This is a genomic window from Altererythrobacter sp. MTPC7, assembly GCF_042851395.1.
Taxonomy (GTDB): Bacteria; Pseudomonadota; Alphaproteobacteria; order Sphingomonadales; family Sphingomonadaceae; genus CAJXSN01.
Map to the genome: position 1 here is coordinate 193025 of NZ_BTGS01000004.1, position 16595 is coordinate 209619.

Sequence of the window (16595 nt, forward strand, 5' to 3'; positions counted from 1 at the left end):
TCCGTTGAGGATCGCTGTCCTGAAAGAGCGTGAGGCGGGGGAAACCCGCGTTGCGCTGACGCCCGAAACCGCGAAGAAATTCATCGCGCTCGGGGCTGAAGTCGCGGTCGAGCGTGGGGCGGGCGAGACTGCCTCCATTCCGGACAGCGAGTATGAAAACGCCGGGGCGTCGATCACGGACGCCGCGCAGGCGGTGACCGGAGCGGGGATCGTGCTGGGCATCCGCGCGCCCGATCCGCTTGCGCTTGCGGGCGCGAAGGACGGTGCGATGGTGGCTGCCACCTTCGACCCCTTCCAGCAGCGTGACCGCGTGGAGGCTTACGCAAAGGCCGGTTTCGAGGCGCTGTCGATGGAATTCATGCCGCGCATTACCCGCGCGCAGAGCATGGATGTCCTGTCCAGCCAGTCCAACCTCTCTGGCTACAAGGCGGTCATGGCGGCGGCGAACCAGTATGGTCGCGCCTTCCCCATGATGATGACCGCTGCCGGCACGGTGCAGGCGGCGAAGGTCTTCGTGATGGGCGTGGGCGTTGCCGGCTTGCAGGCGATCGCCACGGCGAAGCGTCTGGGCGCGCAGGTCAGCGCGACCGATGTCCGCTCCGCAACGAAAGAGCAGATCCAGTCGCTCGGCGCGAAACCCGTCTTCGTCGAGGATGTCGCCGGTATCGAGGGCGAGGGTTCGGGCGGCTATGCCACCGAGATGAGCGAGGAATACCAACAGGCGCAGGCGAAACTGGTGTCCGAGCATATCGCGAAGCAGGACATCGTCATCACCACCGCATTGATCCCCGGGCGCGAGGCGCCGAGGCTGATCTCCGACGAACAGATTGCGACGATGAAGCCCGGCAGCGTGATCTACGACCTTGCCGTGGCGCAGGGCGGCAATGTCGAGGGCAGCAAGGCCGATGAATTGGTGACGCGTCACGGGGTCACCCTCATGGGCTATTCGAACACGCCCGCGTATCTCGCCCCCGATGCGTCCGCATTGTTCGCGCGCAACCTGTTCAATTTCCTGTCCGCCTTCTGGGACAAGGACGCCGGGACGGTCGAACTGGACGAGGAAATCGGCGACGCAGTGCGCCTGACGAAGCATGGCAAGATCGTTCACGAAAGGTTGCAATCATGAACCGTGCAGCTTGGCTCATTCTGCTGGGCATTGGTCTGGTCCTGTTGTTCGTCCTCGGCTTGAATGCCGGTTACTTCGCAGGCACCCAGCTTTCGAATGGCGAAAACATTGAAGCGAGCGAGGGATGACCATGCGCCTCGGAATCGCCGCAGCCATTACTGGATCGCTGGCGCTGGCCGGGTGCGACGGTATGCAACCGGGGGCAAGCAGCTACGATACCCGCGCGGCTTCGGCCGGCTCGGATTTCCGATATGGCGCGCGCGAAGTGGTTGCCGGGCTGCAGCCTGTCTGTCCCTACACGGTAGAGGACGACCGGCTGGCGCAATACGACCCGGTCCGCGCGCGGATGGAAGCGCTGGAAGAGCGGATTGCGGGCACGGCGCTGGAAGTCGACCTGGCGGTCGTTCGTTCGGACTACGCCCATTTCTGGCAGGTCAATACGGCCGAATGCGGCGAACCGGACGGCGAGACCGTAGAAGAACAGATCGCCGCCGAGATTGCGAAAATCGTCGCCGGGCTCGACCGCATGGAAGCCGCGGCGGGCGTCACTTGACCTGCATGGCGCCGAGAGAGGCACGGATTGCCGCCGGGGTGTTGGCGGCGGCCATGCTCATGCTGGCATCGCAGCCTGCCGCTGCCCGCTCGGCGCACGGCGCAGCCGATGCGGGTGAAGAGCGATCCGCAGCCTGGGCGGGCGAGTGGAGCGTGGATTTGCGGTTATCGCTCGACGACCCGCCTTACGCGCAGCCGATGACCCTTGTCTCGACTGGCGACGGGGACGTGGAAGGCTCGTTCTACGGCTCTCCGATAGAGGCCGGCCGCGCTGGCGAGGCGAAAGGCCGCACCTGCCTGTCCTTCCGCACCAGCGATGACAGCGGCCCCTATTTCCACGCCGCTTGCCTGGAAGGCGAAAAGATGACCGGGCAGAGCTGGAGCACGGGGCGCGGCTTCGTCCTCCCCTGGACCGCGACGCGCATAGCAGAGAAGGACTGACCTTGGACTTCATTTCGATCCTGTCGATTTTCGTGCTGGCGTGTTTCGTCGGCTATTACGTGGTCTGGTCGGTCACGCCCGCGCTGCACACGCCGCTGATGGCGGTGACCAATGCGATCTCGAGCGTGATTATCGTCGGCGCGCTCATTGCGGCGGCGGCAGCGGATGTGCCGGGGGCGAAGTGGCTGGGGCTGCTCGGCATCGTGCTGGCATCCGTGAATATTTTCGGAGGGTTCGCGGTGACGGCGCGAATGCTGGCGATGTACAAGAAGAAGGAGAAGAAGTGATGCTTCAAACCCTTCTTCGCCTGCTTCCACTCAGCGTTGCGGTCTCTGCATCTCCGGCTTTTGCGACCGAATGTGCGCCCGATCTGTCCCACGCTGCCTGTCTCGAATACATGAATGCCTATGGCGATTCCGGTCTGCCCTCAGTGGCCGAGGCTGCCGCTCACGGGCCGGTGAACCCGTGGGTCGCGCTCGCCTATCTCGTGTCGGGCGTGTTCTTCATTCTCGCGCTGCGCGGCCTGTCCTCGCCCGCGACGAGCCGGACAGGCAACCGCTTCGGCATGATCGGCATGCTGATTGCGGTGGTGACGACGCTGGTGACGCATGACATCGCCAACATCGTCGAGATCCTGATTGCCATCGCGCTCGGCGGCGTCATCGGCATCACCATCGCCCGTCGCATTGCCATGACATCGATGCCCGAGCTGGTCGCGGCCTTCCACTCGCTGGTTGGCCTTGCCGCAGTTCTGGTCGGCTGGGCGGCCTATCTCAATCCGGGAGCATTCGGCCTGCTGACCGACACCGGCATCGGGGCGGTCTCAAAGGTCGAAATGGGTCTCGGCATCGCCATCGGAGCGATCACCTTCTCCGGCTCGGTCATCGCCTTCCTGAAACTGTCGGGCCGCATGAGCGGTTCGCCGATCCTCTTGCCCGCGCGCCATGTGATCAACCTCGGCACGCTGGCGGCGATCATCGTGCTGACCGCGCTGTTCGCCATGGCCGGACCTGCCGAGACCATGCCGCTCATCATCGCGCTGACGGTGCTGGCCTTCGCCATCGGCTTCCTGCTGATCATCCCCATCGGCGGGGCGGACATGCCGGTCGTGGTCTCGATGCTGAACAGCTATTCGGGCTGGGCCGCCGCCGCGATGGGCTTCACGCTGGGCAATACGGCGATGATCATCACCGGTGCGCTGGTCGGCAGCTCCGGCGCGATCCTCAGCTACATCATGTGCCGCGCGATGAACCGCAGCTTCATCAGCGTGATCGCTGGGGGCTTCGGCGCGGACGATTCCGGTGGAGCGGGGGGAGAAGCGCGCGAGCAGCGCCCCTACAAGCAGGGCAGCGCGGCCGACGCGGCTTTCATGCTCGAACAGGCGGAAAAGGTCATCATCATCCCCGGCTACGGCATGGCGGTGGCGCAGGCGCAGCACGCCTTGCGCGAAATGGCCGACATGCTGGAAGAAAAGGGCGTGGAGGTGAAATACGCCATCCACCCCGTCGCCGGGCGCATGCCGGGGCATATGAACGTGCTGCTCGCAGAAGCGCAGGTGCCTTACGAGAACGTGTTCGAGCTGGAGGACATCAATAGCGAATTCGCGCAGGCCGACGTCGCCTTCATCATCGGTGCTAACGACGTCGTGAACCCGGCGGCCAAGACCGACAAGTCCAGCCCCATCTATGGCATGCCCGTGTTCGACGTGGACAAGGCCAAGCAGGTCTTCTTCATCAAGCGGAGCATGGGCGGCGTGGGCTATGCCGGCGTCGACAACGACGTGTTCTACATGGACCAGACCATGATGCTGCTGTCCGATGCCAAGAAGATGGTCGAGGAAATCGTGAAGGCGATGGATTGACCCGCGCCCTGCTGGTCGCCGGTGCCGCGCTGCTCCTGACAGGCTGCATCGACCGGATCGCCGAGAGCCGGGTCGAAAGCGCGCTGGTGAAAAACGGCGTCGGCGATGGCACGGCGTCCTGCATGGCCGCGCGCATGGTAGACCGGCTGACCATCGACCAGCTTCGCAAGCTGCAAGGCCTCGCCCCGCAAAATGGGGAGGCCCGGCGACCCACCGGCGTGCGCGATTTCCTGGCCCGGGTGCGGCGCGTGGGCGATGCGGAAGTGATTGCCGTAACCGGCTCCTCTGCCGCCCTGTGCGCCAGTGGCATTGCCCGCGAGGCAGGCGGAGGAGTGGCCTAGGTGAAGAAGCTGGCTCTCACCCTGCTGGGCCTCGTCGCCATCGCCGCGCTCGCTTTCCTGCTGCTGCACGTGCCCGACACCGATCCGGCGGAGATGCGCGCGAAATATGGCGGAGAGCCTTCGCGTTTCGTGGAAATGCCGGATGGAAACACTTTCCATATCCGGGACGAGGGGCCGCGCGGCGGATTGCCTATCGTCCTGCTCCATGGCTCGAATGCCGACCTCCATACGTGGGAGCCTTGGGCGCGAACGCTGTCAGGCGATTACCGCGTCATCCGGTTCGACCAGATCGGCCACGGACTGACCGGCGCGAGCGTAGACGGTGAATACACGCCCGATGCCTTTGCCGCCGATGTCGAGATGATTGCCGATGCGCTCGGCCTCGAGCGGTTCGTGCTGGCAGGCAATTCGATGGGCGGCGGGGTTGCGATGACCTATGCGTTGCAGCATCCCGAACGCCTTGCCGGACTGGTGCTGGTGGATGCCAGCGGCGCCCCTGTAGAGCGAGACAGTGGCGGCAACCTCGCCTTCACGCTGGCGCGTATCCCCGGCGTCGGCGCAGTACTCAGCCAGTTCCTGCCACGTTCGCTGGTCGAGCGAAGCCTGTCGCAGAGCGTATCCAACCAGGAGGTCGTCACGCCCGAGGCTGTCGATCGCTATTGGGAACTGGCGCGCTATCCCGGCACGAGGGCGGCGACCCGCGCCCGCTTCGCGGCACGGCGCGAACCCTTTGCCGCGGCCGATGTCGCTGCGCTGCAACTGCCCGTGCTGGTGATGTGGGGGAAGGAGGATGCGCTCATCCCCTATGACGCGGCCGGATGGTTCATGCGGCACCTGCCCGACGCCTCGCTGGCGGCGTACGACGATATCGGTCACCTCCCGATGGAGGAAGCGCCGGACCGATCGGCGAGCGATCTGCGTGCATGGCTCTCCTCGTCGATTTCTTCGCCGCAACCCCCTGCCGATCCCGCCCCGGCGGTTGACAGCGCGAACTGATCCGGCAAGCGAGAGGCGATATTGCGTCCGGCCCCGACCGGCGCTTGTCGTCCTTTGTCTGGAGTGATTTCGCGTGCGTAAACTGGGCCTGATCGGCGGGATGAGCTGGGTCTCGACCGGTCTCTATTACAAGTGGATAAACAAGGGCATCCAGCGACGGGCAGCGCCGATGGCCAGCGCGCCCCTGCTGATCGAAAGCCTCGATTTCAGCCAGCTGCACGGGCTCAAGGAAGAATCGGACTGGGACCGCGCAGGCGAGGTCTTGGTGGACAGCGCGAAACGGCTGGAAGATGCCGGCGCAGGTGCGCTGATCATCGGCGCCAATTCGATGCACCGGCTGTATGACCGGGTGGCCGAGGCGGTCGACATCACCATCCTGCACATAGCCGATTGCGTCGGGGACAAGATGGTGGAGCAGGGGGCGACCAATGCCGCCTCGCTGATCGGGACACGCAACGTCATGACCGAAAGCTTCTATCGCCAGCGGCTGGTGGCGAAGGGCATCGACCTGTTGCCGCCGGACATGGCCCATGTCGACGAGGTGGACCGCATCATCTACGAAGAACTGATGGCCGGACAGGCGAAGCGCTCGTCCGAACGGTTCTTCCGCACGCTGATCACGCGATTGCAGCAGGACGGGGCGAAAGCGGTCGTGTCGGCCTGCACCGAACTCGACATGGTGATCGACGTCGATGCCAATGTGCTGCCGATCTACGATTCCGCGCGGATTCACTGCGAGGCGGCGGTCGACTGGATCATGGCGGACGAGGCGTAGAGGACGAACGGGGCCCGACAGCGGGCCTTCTGCCGCTGCAATCCGGCGGCTGGGCGGATGTTGCCCGATTGTTCCCGTTGTCGCCAATGCCGCGCCCTCGTATCGGCTTGAGCGATGTCGCGTTCTCCCCTTGCCGCCGATCCTGAAACCTCGCGCGGGCGCGAGTTTGCCACCAGCGGTGACGAGACCCGCGGTCCGCGCAGCGCGTTCCAGCGCGACCGCGACCGCATCATCCATTCGATCGCGTTCCGCCGGCTGCGCGGCAAGACGCAGGTCTTCGTTGCCCCCGATGGCGATCACTATCGCACCCGCCTGACCCACAGCCTGGAAGTCGCGCAGATCGGCCGGACCATCGCCCGCGCACTGGGCCTGGACGAGGACCTGACCGAGGCGCTGTGCCTGGCGCACGATATCGGACATCCGCCCTTCGGCCATGCAGGGGAAAAGGCGTTGAACGCCTCTGTCGAGCGCCATGGCGGGTTCGACCACAACGCGCAGACGCTGCGCACCCTGATGCGGCTGGAAAGCCCCTATTGCACCCATGTCGGGCTGAACCTGTCGTGGGAGACGCTGGAAGGCCTGGCAAAGCACAACGGGCCGGTGTCCGATCCCCATTGGGCGCTGGCCGCGCTCGACCGGGACTATTCGCTGGAACTCGGCGGCTGGCCCTCGCTCGAAGCGCAGGTCGCGGCGGTGGCGGACGATATTGCCTACGACAATCACGATATCGACGACGGACTGCGGGCGGGCTTCCTGAAGCTGGAGGACCTGCTGGAACTCGATTTCGTGGCCGAACTGTGGGACGCGGTCGTTCGCCGCCATCCCGATGCGCGGCAGGAAACACGGCTGCGGGAACTGGTGCGCGACCAGATCGGGGTGATGGTCAATGATGTGATCGCCACGGCCTCTGCCCGCATGGCCGGACTGACCTCGCGCGGGGACATTGCCACCCATGACGGGCCGGTTGCCGGGTTCTCGGACGCCATGTTCGAGCGCGAGCGGCGGCTCAAGGCCTTCATGTACGAACGGCTCTATCTGCACCGCGACCAGGTCGAGACGGCAGAGAAGGCGCGCAGCGTCATCCTGAAACTGTATGCCGCCTATGATCAGGACCCTGCCCTGATGGGCGGGCGCTGGACCGCAACGATGCCGTCGACGGAGCCCGGTCGCAGCCGCCATATCGTCGATTACATTGCCGGAATGACGGACAGCTACGCCATCGCTCGCCATGCCGCGATCTACGGGACCACGCCGGAAGGTCTCAGCAATGTCTGATCACGATCCTGCCGCGCCCACCCGCATCGTGCTGGTCGGGGCGACGGGCCTGGTGGGCCGGGCCGTCATGGAAGCGTGCGTCGGCCGCGAGGATGTGCGCCTTGTCGCCATCTCCCGCCGCGAGGCCCCGATGCCCGACGGCGCGCGGATGGAGATGTTCGTGGCCGATCCGGCCGAATGGGGCGATGTCCTGAAGAAAGTCCGGGCGGAGGTCCTGGTGAGCGCGCTGGGCACCACGATCCGCAAGGTCGGCGGCGACAAGGACGAATTTTACGCCGTCGATCATGACCTGGTGCTGCAAACCGCGCGGGCCGCGCATGATACGGGTCTGGAACGGATGGTCAGCGTCAGTTCGGTCGGGGCGGATGCGTTCTCCGACAATTTCTACCTCAAAACTAAGGGCGAGACGGAAAAGGCGCTGGCCAAGGTCGGCTTTCGCCGGCTGGACATCCTGCGCCCGGGGCTCCTTCGCGGAACGCGCAAGGCGGACCTTCGCCCGCTTGAAGGGCTGGGGCGTATCGCGAGCCCGGTGGCCGATCTGGTCCTGCGCCGGAAATACGAAAAATACCGCTCGATCCACGCCTCGACCATGGCGCACGCCGTGCTTGCGCTGGCCAAACGGCGGACTCAGGGCAAGTTCGTGCATGAACACGAAGGCTTGCAGCGCGCGGCCAAGATGCTGCCCGAACTGGGGGGGGACGAGTAACGCTCGCCGAGGCCCGGCGAGGCAGATACGAAAACGCCCGCCGGATCAGGGGCGGGCGTTTCGTTGCGTTCCGGTGGGCCGGATCAGATGGCGCGGTCGCCTGCTTCACCGACGGATTCGATGTCCTGGCCGGCACCCTTGACCGTGTTACAGGCCGTTGCGGTGAGAGCCATCGAAGCGATGCCAGCGGCGAGAAGTACCTTGCGAACCATTGAATATTCCTTTCATCAAACAAACGTCGATGCATCCGAACGGACTGCTGCGCAAAGCACGGCTTCTCGTACGCCCACCTGATAGATGCCCAGATAGAATGCCGATGATCCCCGATTGGTTCCACAAGCTGATATTCGTGAGCGATGCCGCGCGCGTCGCGCTGGCAGGCGGCGCTTTCCTGCTGCTGGCGGTGTTCGCCATGCTGGCGGAGAGATGGCGCAATGCCCGCACCCGGATAGACCGGATCGGCTGGGTGCCGTGGACGGGCATCTTCCTGTTTTCCGCCGTGATCGGCGGCGGCCTTCTGGCGCTGGCTATCCCCGCCCTGATGGGGGCCGGCTGAACGGCGTCAGAGACACGCTTCCAGATACGCCTGGTCGAACCCGAACTGGCGCGCCTTTTCCAGCGTATAGGGCCTGAGGCCGCTCGCACGGAATTCGCCGATGATCTTGCCGTCCTCGCTCTCGTCGAGATATTCGAACTTGAAGAGCTCCTGCGTCACGATCACGTCGCCTTCCATGCCGATGACTTCCGTGATCCCGGTGGTCCGGCGCGAACCGTCGCGCAGGCGTTTCACCTGCACGATCAGGTCGACGGATTCGGCGATCTGGCGGCTGATGGCTTCCTTCGGAATCTTGATGTCGCCCATCAGGATCATGTTTTCCATACGGCCGAGGCATTCGCGCGCCGAGTTGGCGTGAAGCGTACACATTGAGCCGTCATGGCCGGTGTTCATGGCCGCGAGAAGGTCGAAACATTCCGCGCCGCGAATCTCACCCAGGATGATGCGGTCGGGACGCATACGCAGGGCGTTCTTCACCAGGTCGCCGATGGTGATGGCGCCTTGCCCTTCCAGGTTCGGCGGGCGCGTTTCCAGCGGCAGCCAGTGCGGCTGCTGCAGGCGGAGTTCGGCCGCATCCTCGATGGTCAGGACGCGCTCGCCCGGGTCGATCATCTTCGACAGGGCGTTGAGCATGGTGGTCTTACCCGAACCCGTACCGCCCGAAATGACGATGTTCATGCGGCAGGCGCCCGCGATTTTCAGCGCGGTACACATCTTGTCGCTCATGGAACCGAATTCCTTGAGCATGTCGAGGGTGATCGGTTTCTCGGAGAACTTACGAATGGAAATCGCGGTGCCGCGCAGGCTGAGCGGGGGCACGATCACGTTCACACGGCTGCCGTCCTTGAGGCGAGCGTCGGCCAGCGGCGTCGTCTGGTCGACGCGGCGTCCCACCTGGTTCACGATGCGTTGGGCGATCTGGAACAAATGCTGTTCGTCGCGGAACCGGATCGGGGCGATGACCAGCTTGCCCTTCTTCTCGATATAGGTCTGGTCCGGACCGTTGACCATGATGTCCGACACGTCGGGATCGTTCAGCAGCTCTTCCAGCGGACCGAAGCCCAACAGTTCGTCGATCAGCACCTTTTCCAGCGCGAACTGCTCGCGCCGGTTCAGCGTGACCTTCAGTTCGGCCAGCACTTCCATGATGATCGGGCGGAATTCTTCCGACAGTTCTTCCTTGGAAAGCGTGGCGGCCGCTTCGGGATCGACGCGTTCGAGCAGGCGGGGGAGCACCTGCTCCTTGATCTTGTGGACGCTGGCTTCGAAGCCGCCGATTTCCTGCTGTTCGTGGATCGCGTTGGCGCGGTCCGCGAGGCGGGTCATCGCGTCGTCCTTGTTCGGCTGTCCAGTGGACGCGCCCGGCACATCCGCCCCGGTGTCGCCGGGCAAGGGCGGGAACTGTTCTCCGCCGGGAGGGGGCGCCTGTTCGGCCGGTTTCGCATTGCCGCCACCCTTCATGGGCCGCGCGACGCCAAAAGACGAACGACCACCCGCTGGCCCGTTCCTGCGTCCGAATGCACTCATTTCCATCGTCCCCCGGATAAATCCGCTAAGCTTGATCCGGCCTCACATGCGTATGGCGAAGGAGGCCTTTCTGGAATTGGTGAATAGGATGGAAACCTTATTTTTTTCCTAAATGGCGCGGCGGCTATGGTCCGCGTACCTGTGCTGGACTAGGCGCTGCGCATGATCCGGACCCCCCGATGAGAGATAACGAACGCACGGGACTGATGCTGGCGGCGGCAGGTTTTGCCACGCTGTCGGTCGGCGATGCAGTGATCAAGACGATGGCGGGCGAATGGCCGCCGCTGGCGGTTGCCGCCTTGCGGTTCTCGCTCGGCGCGATCGGGCTGTCCGTATTGCTGTTCGTGAAGGAAGGGGCGGGTGCATTTCGTCCGAAGAATCCCTGGTTGCAAGCGGGAAGGGGGTTCTGCCTTGCCGCGGCCAGCCTGTGCTTCTTCAGCGCGGTCTTCGTGATGCCGCTTGCCTCGGCCATGGCGCTGGCCTTTGTCGCGCCGGTCCTGACCGCCGTTTTCAGCGCGATTTTCCTGAAAGAGGCGATCCGTTTGCCAGTTGTCGCAGCCAGCGTCATCGCGCTGTGCGGCGTTGCGCTGGTCCTGCGCCCGAATGTCGCGGCGCTCGGGCCGGCAGCGTTCCTGCCGCTGGCCTCTGCGCTGTTTTTCAGCCTGATGATCGTCGCCAACCGGGCAGCCGGCGGGCAGGGCAGCGCGCTCTCGATGCAGGCGTTCATGGCGCTCGTCGCAGCGCCGCTGCTGGTCGTGGCGGCGTATGCCGGGCATGTGAGCGGAATCGAGAGCCTGCGCGTCGATTTGCCGGACTGGAGCGTTATCGCGCGCTGCCTGATTGTCGCGGTCACTGCCAGCACGGCGCACTGGCTGGTTTTTCTCGGCACCGAAAGGGCCGGTGCATCCACCATTGCGCCGACCACCTATCTCCAGATGCTGGTCGCGATCACGCTGGGCTGGTGGTGGTTCGGCGACGTGCCCGACGCGGTGACGCTGGCAGGCGGCGCGGTCATCATCTGTGCAGGCCTTATCCTGTGGCGCAGCACGCCTTCCGGGGCGGCACCGAAGGTAAGCGTTGCGAAAGGGACCGCGCGATAGTGCAATGGTAGGAATTTACAGCTAACAGGCTGCCAACCTTACCCAACTCAAGACCAGCAGGAAGATTTTAGCCGATGTGTGGAATTATCGGGATTGCGGGCGCGGCGCCCGTTGCGGACCGGTTGGTCGATGGCCTGAAGCGGATGGAATATCGCGGCTATGACAGCGCCGGGATCTGCACCCTGCATGACGGCGACCTTATCCGCCGCCGGGCGGAGGGAAAGCTCGCCAACCTGGTGGAGGAACTGGCAGGCAATCCCGCGCCCGGCCATGTCGGCATCGCCCATACCCGCTGGGCCACGCATGGCGCGCCCACGGCGGCCAACGCGCATCCCCATGCGACCGATCACGTCGCGCTGGTCCACAACGGCATCATCGAAAATTTCCGCGCCCTGCGCGAGGAATTGCAGGCCGACGGACGGACGCTGGAAAGCGATACCGACAGCGAAGTCGTCGCGCATCTCGTGTCTCGCGAGGTGGAGAACGGTGCGTCCCCGCAGGATGCCGTACAGACCGTCCTGCCGCGCCTTCGCGGTGCCTTCGCGCTGGCCATCGCGTTCCGGGACCATCCCGACCTCTTGATCGGCGCGCGGCTGGGTTCCCCGCTGGTCGTCGGCTATGGCGAGGGTGAGATGTATCTGGGGTCCGACGCGCTGGCGCTCGCCCCGCTGACGCAAGAGATCAGCTATCTCGAGGAAGGTGACTGGGTCGCCATCACCCGCGATACCGCGCAGGTCTTCGACGGCGAGAATGCGCCGGTCGAGCGTCCTATCGTGGCATCCGGTGCATCGGCCGCGGCGGTCGAGAAGGGCAATTACCGCCACTTCATGCAGAAAGAGATTTTCGAGCAGCCGACCGTCGTCGCCCAGACGCTGGCCAGCTATGTCCGGCAGAGCGACGACAGCGTTGCCCTGCCGCAGATCGATTTCGATCTGTCGAGCGTGAAGCGCATCACCATCGTCGCCTGCGGCACTTCCTATTACGCAGGCATGGTCGCGAAATACTGGTTCGAACAGTTCGCCCGCGTTCCGGTCGATGTCGATGTGGCGTCCGAGTTCCGGTACCGGGAACCGGTGCTGGAAGAGGGCGGCCTGTCGCTGTTCATCTCGCAGAGCGGGGAGACGGCCGACACGCTGGCGGCGCTTCGCCATTGCAAGCAGGCCGGCCAGACCATTGCCGCAGTCGTCAACGTGCCGACCAGCTCCATGGCGCGAGAGGCGGACCTGCTGCTGCCGACCCATGCCGGCCCGGAAATCGGTGTCGCCAGCACCAAGGCGTTCGCCTGCCAGCTGGCGGTTTTGGCTGGGCTTGCAGCCCATCTGGCGGTGAAGAACGGCCACATGACGCGCGCAGAAGAGGAAGAGGTGGTCCATCACCTGCTGGAAGCGCCCGCCTGCCTCAATGCCGCGCTGGACCATGACGAGGATATTGCCGGCATGGCGCACCTCATCGCGCCTGCGCGGGACGTGCTCTATCTGGGCCGCGGACCGGACTATCCGATGGCCATGGAAGGCGCGCTGAAACTGAAGGAAATCAGCTACATCCACGCAGAGGGATATGCGTCGGGCGAGATGAAGCACGGCCCCATCGCGCTGATCGACGAGCATGTGCCCGTCATCGTCCTTGCCCCCAGCGGGCCGCTGTTCGAGAAGACCGTGTCGAACATGCAGGAAGTGCGCGCCCGCGGCGGGCAGATCGTGCTGATCTCGGACGAGGAAGGCCTGGCCGAAGCAGGCGAGGGATGCCTGGCGACGATCCAGATGCCGAAGGTGCATCCGCTGATTGCGCCGCTGGTCTACGCGGTGCCGGTCCAGTTGCTGGCCTATCACGTGGCCGTGGCGAAGGGGACGGATGTCGACCAGCCGCGCAATCTCGCCAAATCGGTGACGGTGGAGTAATCGTTTCGGAGGGCGAATTGGGGGTCTATCCTTAACTGCCCCCTAACCTTTGTGGGTTAGCGGCGGACGGGTGACCGCCTCCGCTCCAAACCGCCGGCCCTTGCCGAAAAAACTGCCGCTCGCGAGCCTGCTGGGCCTGCGTGAGGAGGGCGATCTCGACTGGCCCCGGCTGCGGGCGATCCAGCACTCCGTGCCGGCATCGAAAATCGTGCTTCGCATGGCGAGCCATGCCACGCTTGCCCTTGTCACGGCGACCATCCTCTACCCCATCGTGCCGATCGCGATCCTGATTGGCTGGATTGCGTTCATAGCCGCGTCGCTGGGCCTGATGTTCCAGGCCGACATGGACTTGAAGGCGAAACCGGGTCGCACGCTCAGCAAGGGGGCTGCCGCGCGTCACTTGCGCGGCACGATCTCCGCCGCTTTGGCCTGGAGCCTTGCCAGCCCATTGGCGCTGTATTTCGGTACGCCGGCCGATGTGCTCGCAGTCTGGGCCGTTATCGCTGCCGTCATTACCGGGATTACCATCACGCTGGGCACGGCGCCCATGGGCGCGATCCTGTTCTCCGTCATCGTGATGGTGCCGGGCGCCGCGTCGCTGCTCGCGGCGGGGTATCTCTCTGCGGCATTTGCAGCAGGCGTCATGCTGCCCATCGCGTGCTGGGGCTTCATCGTGCGCGCCGACACGTTCCTGCGCGGCAGCCTTGCCGAAGACGGCATGAACGAGCGGTCGGAAGTCGTGTCTCTGCTGCTGCGCGAATTCGAGGAAAACGAGGCTGACTGGCTGTGGCAGATCGATACCTCGCGGCGCATTCGCTCCGCCTCCCCGCGCTTCGCGTTTGCGCTGGGGCTGGATTCTGCCGATGTCGAGGGCAAGCCGTTTCTCGAACTCATCTCGGGCGAGCATTGGGAAACCGGCCAGTTTCCTACCAGCCTCCATGATCTCGCCGAACGCCTGAAGCGCCGCGAAAGCTTCTCTGCGTTGCTGGTCAAGGTCACGATCAACGGCAAGAACCGCTGGTGGGAGCTGTCGGGCACGCCGATGCTCGATAACCACGGCAAGCACGTGGGCTTCCGCGGCGTCGGGTCCGACGTAACCGAACAGCGCGAATCGACCGAGAAGATCGCCTACCTGGCGCGCTACGACACGCTGACCAAGCTGCCGAACCGCCTGATGCTGAACGAATCGCTGGGCGATGCGATGCGCTATGCCCGCCAGTGGCGTTCGCGCTGCGCGTTCCTGATGATCGACCTCGACCGGTTCAAGCAGGTCAACGATTCGCTCGGTCACCAGGTCGGCGACCGGTTGCTGGAAAAGGTCGCCGAACGGCTGAAGGAAATCTGCGGCGAGAACGAGATCTGCGGCCGGTTGGGCGGTGACGAATTCGCCATCGTCATCCGCGAGGCGTCCGACCCCGCCGTGGTGTCGAAAGTCGCCAACAAAATCATCTCGCGCCTGTCGGAGCCCTATGCCGTCGATAACCATACGCTTTATGTCGGGGCGAGCGTGGGTTCCGCCGTGGCCCCGCGCGACGGCAAGTCGGTCGAGGAACTGATGCGCAATGCCGACCTCGCGCTCTACCGGTCCAAGGACGAGGGCGGCGGCGAGCACTTCACCTACGAGCCCGCCCTGCATGCATCGGCAGAGGAACGCCGCCAACTGGAGTTCTCGCTACGCAAGGCGCTGGAGCGGAACGAATTGCTGCTGCATTACCAGCCGGTGGTGAATGCAGGGTCGGAAGACCTCGTCAGTTTCGAAGCGCTGGTGCGCTGGAACAGCCGGGACCACGGTTTCGTCAGCCCGGCCAAATTCATCCCGCTGGCAGAGGAAACTCGCCTGATCGTGCCGATCGGCACCTGGGTCCTGCAGCAGGCCTGCATGGAAGCGGCCAAGTGGCCATCGCATGTCCGGGTCAACATCAACGTCTCGCCGGAACAGCTGCTGGAGCCTGATTTCCCGAACACGGTCGTCCAGGCCCTGTCCCGCGCCAATCTCGACCCTCAAAGGCTCGAGATCGAGGTCACGGAAAGCATCTTCCTGCGCGATGCCAGTGTCGCCCGCGCCGCGCTGGAACAGGTGATGGCGCTGGGCTGCCAGATCGCGCTCGACGATTTCGGGACGGGCTATTCCTCGCTCGGCTATATCAGGGAACTGCGCTTCTCGACGATCAAGGTCGATCGCACCTTCGTGCAGGGCGCAGCACAGGGCGCCCGCGAGAGCGAGGCCATCATCCGCGCCGTCGTCGCCATGGCGCAGAGCCTCGACATGACGACCACGGCGGAAGGCGTGGAAACGGCCGGTGAGGCGGAGATGATCCGCAACATGGGCTGCACCAAGATCCAGGGATACTATTTCGGTCGTCCGATGCCGGTGGACGAAGTGCATTCCGTGCTACGTCACCAGCAGCAGATGAGGGCCTAGGCCAGAATCGACCGGGCGCGTCCTGAAACCACGCTCTCGGATCAGGCTCTCAAATCAGGCGGGGGCGAGGGCGTCCAGCACGCTTTCGAAAATGACGCGACCGTCGGTCAGGCCGTGGGCATCCTCCACCGCGCGTTCGGGGTGTGGCATCATGCCCAGCACGTTGCCGGCCTCGTTCAGAACGCCGGCAATGCCGCGCTGCGAGCCGTTGACGTTGTCGGCATAGCGGAAGGCCACGCGGCCTTCGCCCTCAAGCCGGTCGAGCACGGCGTCGTCGGCGAAATAATTGCCGTCATGATGCGCCACCGGGATAGTGATCGTCTGCCCGGCATCGAAGCGCGCGGTGAACAGCGACTGCGCGTTTTCGACCGTCAGCACGGCATCGCGGCAGATGAATGTCTGCTGCTTGTTCCGCATCAGGGCACCCGGCAGCAGCCGCGCCTCGGTCAGGACCTGGAACCCGTTGCACACACCCAGTACCGGCACACCGCGGCCCGCCGCCGCCACGATCTCGCGCATGATCGGGCTGTTCGCCGCCATGGCACCGGAACGCAGGTAATCGCCGTAGGAAAAACCGCCGGGCAGGGCGATGAAATCGAGGTCGGCAGGCAGTTCGCTGTCGCCATGCCAGATACGCTGCGGCGCGGTTCCGGTGACCAGTTCGATGCCCACCGCCATGTCGCGGTCGCAATTGGAACCGGGGAAGGTAACGACAGCGCTCTTCATCGGATCAGCCCACCTTCTCGATGCGGTAATCCTCGATCACCGTATTGGCGAGGAGCTGCTCGCACATCTTTTCCAGCTGCTCGTCTCCGGTTGAGTCCGCCACGTCGAGTTCGATCGTGCGGCCGATGCGGACATTGTCGACGCCGGAAAAGCCGAGACCTTCCAGCGCGTGATGCACGGCGCGCCCCTGCGGATCGAGGACACCGGGCTTCAGGCTGACATGGACGCGAACTTTCATGGGGCTTCGATCCTGCTGTGACGGGGGGCGATTCTGTATCGCCGCCCTATACCGT

At 64.6% G+C, this 16595-nt stretch carries 19 protein-coding genes; 15 read left to right on the forward strand and 4 right to left on the reverse strand.

Annotation, left to right across the window (positions count from 1 at the left end):
- Nucleotides 1-4: 4 nt before the first annotated feature.
- From ACGHJ7_RS05375 to ACGHJ7_RS05425, 11 genes are all read left to right on the forward strand, one after another.
- A complete protein-coding gene (locus ACGHJ7_RS05375; protein ID WP_390475138.1) occupies nucleotides 5-1126 on the forward strand; it encodes an NAD(P) transhydrogenase subunit alpha in 1122 nt (373 codons plus the stop codon).
- Nucleotides 1123-1254, forward strand: coding sequence for a hypothetical protein (locus ACGHJ7_RS05380; RefSeq protein ID WP_390475140.1), 132 nt, complete (start codon nucleotides 1123-1125; stop codon nucleotides 1252-1254). The genes ACGHJ7_RS05375 and ACGHJ7_RS05380 overlap by 4 nt, the downstream gene beginning before the upstream one ends.
- Nucleotides 1251-1679, forward strand: coding sequence for a hypothetical protein (locus ACGHJ7_RS05385; RefSeq protein ID WP_390475142.1), 429 nt, complete (start codon nucleotides 1251-1253; stop codon nucleotides 1677-1679). Before ACGHJ7_RS05380 ends, ACGHJ7_RS05385 begins: the two co-directional genes overlap by 4 nt.
- A 5-nt stretch (nucleotides 1680-1684) precedes the next feature.
- Nucleotides 1685-2119 carry a hypothetical protein gene (locus ACGHJ7_RS05390; protein ID WP_390475144.1) on the forward strand — a complete coding sequence of 145 codons (435 nt, stop codon included), beginning with the start codon at nucleotides 1685-1687 and terminating at the stop codon, nucleotides 2117-2119.
- A gap of 2 nt (nucleotides 2120-2121) precedes the next feature.
- A complete protein-coding gene (locus ACGHJ7_RS05395) occupies nucleotides 2122-2406 on the forward strand; it encodes an NAD(P) transhydrogenase subunit alpha (RefSeq protein ID WP_006833497.1) in 285 nt (94 codons plus the stop codon).
- A gap of 110 nt (nucleotides 2407-2516) precedes the next feature.
- The gene (locus tag ACGHJ7_RS05400) at nucleotides 2517-3980 is read left to right on the forward strand and encodes an NAD(P)(+) transhydrogenase (Re/Si-specific) subunit beta (RefSeq protein WP_390475212.1); all 1464 of its coding nucleotides are present in this window, start codon (nucleotides 2517-2519) and stop codon (nucleotides 3978-3980) included.
- Nucleotides 3977-4321, forward strand: a complete 345-nt coding sequence (locus ACGHJ7_RS05405; RefSeq protein ID WP_390475147.1) for a hypothetical protein — start codon at nucleotides 3977-3979, stop codon at nucleotides 4319-4321. Before ACGHJ7_RS05400 ends, ACGHJ7_RS05405 begins: the two co-directional genes overlap by 4 nt.
- Entirely contained in the window at nucleotides 4322-5317 is a 996-nt protein-coding gene (locus tag ACGHJ7_RS05410) for an alpha/beta fold hydrolase (protein WP_390475149.1), read from the forward strand.
- 73 nt (nucleotides 5318-5390) lie between these two features.
- Nucleotides 5391-6092 (forward strand): aspartate/glutamate racemase family protein, encoded by a 702-nt coding sequence (locus tag ACGHJ7_RS05415; protein WP_390475151.1) that lies wholly within the window; start codon nucleotides 5391-5393, stop codon nucleotides 6090-6092.
- 114 nt (nucleotides 6093-6206) lie between these two features.
- Nucleotides 6207-7367, forward strand: a complete 1161-nt coding sequence (locus ACGHJ7_RS05420) for a deoxyguanosinetriphosphate triphosphohydrolase (protein ID WP_390475153.1) — start codon at nucleotides 6207-6209, stop codon at nucleotides 7365-7367.
- On the forward strand, nucleotides 7360-8073 hold the full coding sequence (locus ACGHJ7_RS05425; RefSeq protein ID WP_390475155.1) for an NAD(P)H-binding protein: 714 nt from the start codon (nucleotides 7360-7362) through the stop codon (nucleotides 8071-8073). The genes ACGHJ7_RS05420 and ACGHJ7_RS05425 overlap by 8 nt, the downstream gene beginning before the upstream one ends.
- Before the next feature lie 83 nt (nucleotides 8074-8156).
- Here ACGHJ7_RS05425 and ACGHJ7_RS05430 read toward each other — a convergent pair whose 3' ends face one another.
- Nucleotides 8157-8285, reverse strand: coding sequence for an entericidin A/B family lipoprotein (locus tag ACGHJ7_RS05430; RefSeq protein WP_390475157.1), 129 nt, complete (start codon nucleotides 8283-8285; stop codon nucleotides 8157-8159).
- Between the two features lie 98 nt (nucleotides 8286-8383).
- Between ACGHJ7_RS05430 and ACGHJ7_RS05435 the strand changes: the two genes are divergently transcribed.
- The gene (locus ACGHJ7_RS05435) at nucleotides 8384-8629 is read left to right on the forward strand and encodes a hypothetical protein (protein WP_390475159.1); all 246 of its coding nucleotides are present in this window, start codon (nucleotides 8384-8386) and stop codon (nucleotides 8627-8629) included.
- Nucleotides 8630-8635: 6 nt separating this feature from the next.
- Here the strand turns inward: ACGHJ7_RS05435 and ACGHJ7_RS05440 are convergent, their stop codons facing one another.
- The gene (locus tag ACGHJ7_RS05440) at nucleotides 8636-10156 is read right to left on the reverse strand and encodes a CpaF family protein (RefSeq protein WP_390475161.1); all 1521 of its coding nucleotides are present in this window, start codon (nucleotides 10154-10156) and stop codon (nucleotides 8636-8638) included.
- Between the two features lie 179 nt (nucleotides 10157-10335).
- Here ACGHJ7_RS05440 and ACGHJ7_RS05445 point away from each other — a divergent pair, with 179 nt between their 5' ends.
- From ACGHJ7_RS05445 to ACGHJ7_RS05455, 3 genes are all read left to right on the forward strand, one after another.
- Nucleotides 10336-11256: a DMT family transporter gene (locus ACGHJ7_RS05445; RefSeq protein ID WP_390475163.1), complete on the forward strand. Its 921-nt coding sequence runs from the start codon at nucleotides 10336-10338 to the stop codon at nucleotides 11254-11256.
- Between the two features lie 74 nt (nucleotides 11257-11330).
- A complete protein-coding gene (gene glmS, locus ACGHJ7_RS05450) occupies nucleotides 11331-13154 on the forward strand; it encodes a glutamine--fructose-6-phosphate transaminase (isomerizing) (RefSeq protein ID WP_390475165.1) in 1824 nt (607 codons plus the stop codon).
- A gap of 100 nt (nucleotides 13155-13254) precedes the next feature.
- Nucleotides 13255-15576 (forward strand): putative bifunctional diguanylate cyclase/phosphodiesterase, encoded by a 2322-nt coding sequence (locus ACGHJ7_RS05455; RefSeq protein ID WP_390475167.1) that lies wholly within the window; start codon nucleotides 13255-13257, stop codon nucleotides 15574-15576.
- A 54-nt stretch (nucleotides 15577-15630) separates the two neighbouring features.
- Here ACGHJ7_RS05455 and purQ read toward each other — a convergent pair whose 3' ends face one another.
- Both purQ and purS read right to left on the reverse strand, forming a co-directional pair.
- Nucleotides 15631-16302 carry a phosphoribosylformylglycinamidine synthase subunit PurQ gene (gene purQ, locus ACGHJ7_RS05460; protein ID WP_390475169.1) on the reverse strand — a complete coding sequence of 224 codons (672 nt, stop codon included), beginning with the start codon at nucleotides 16300-16302 and terminating at the stop codon, nucleotides 15631-15633.
- Nucleotides 16303-16306: 4 nt separating this feature from the next.
- Nucleotides 16307-16540, reverse strand: coding sequence for a phosphoribosylformylglycinamidine synthase subunit PurS (gene purS, locus ACGHJ7_RS05465; protein ID WP_390475171.1), 234 nt, complete (start codon nucleotides 16538-16540; stop codon nucleotides 16307-16309).
- Nucleotides 16541-16595: the final 55 nt, after the last annotated feature.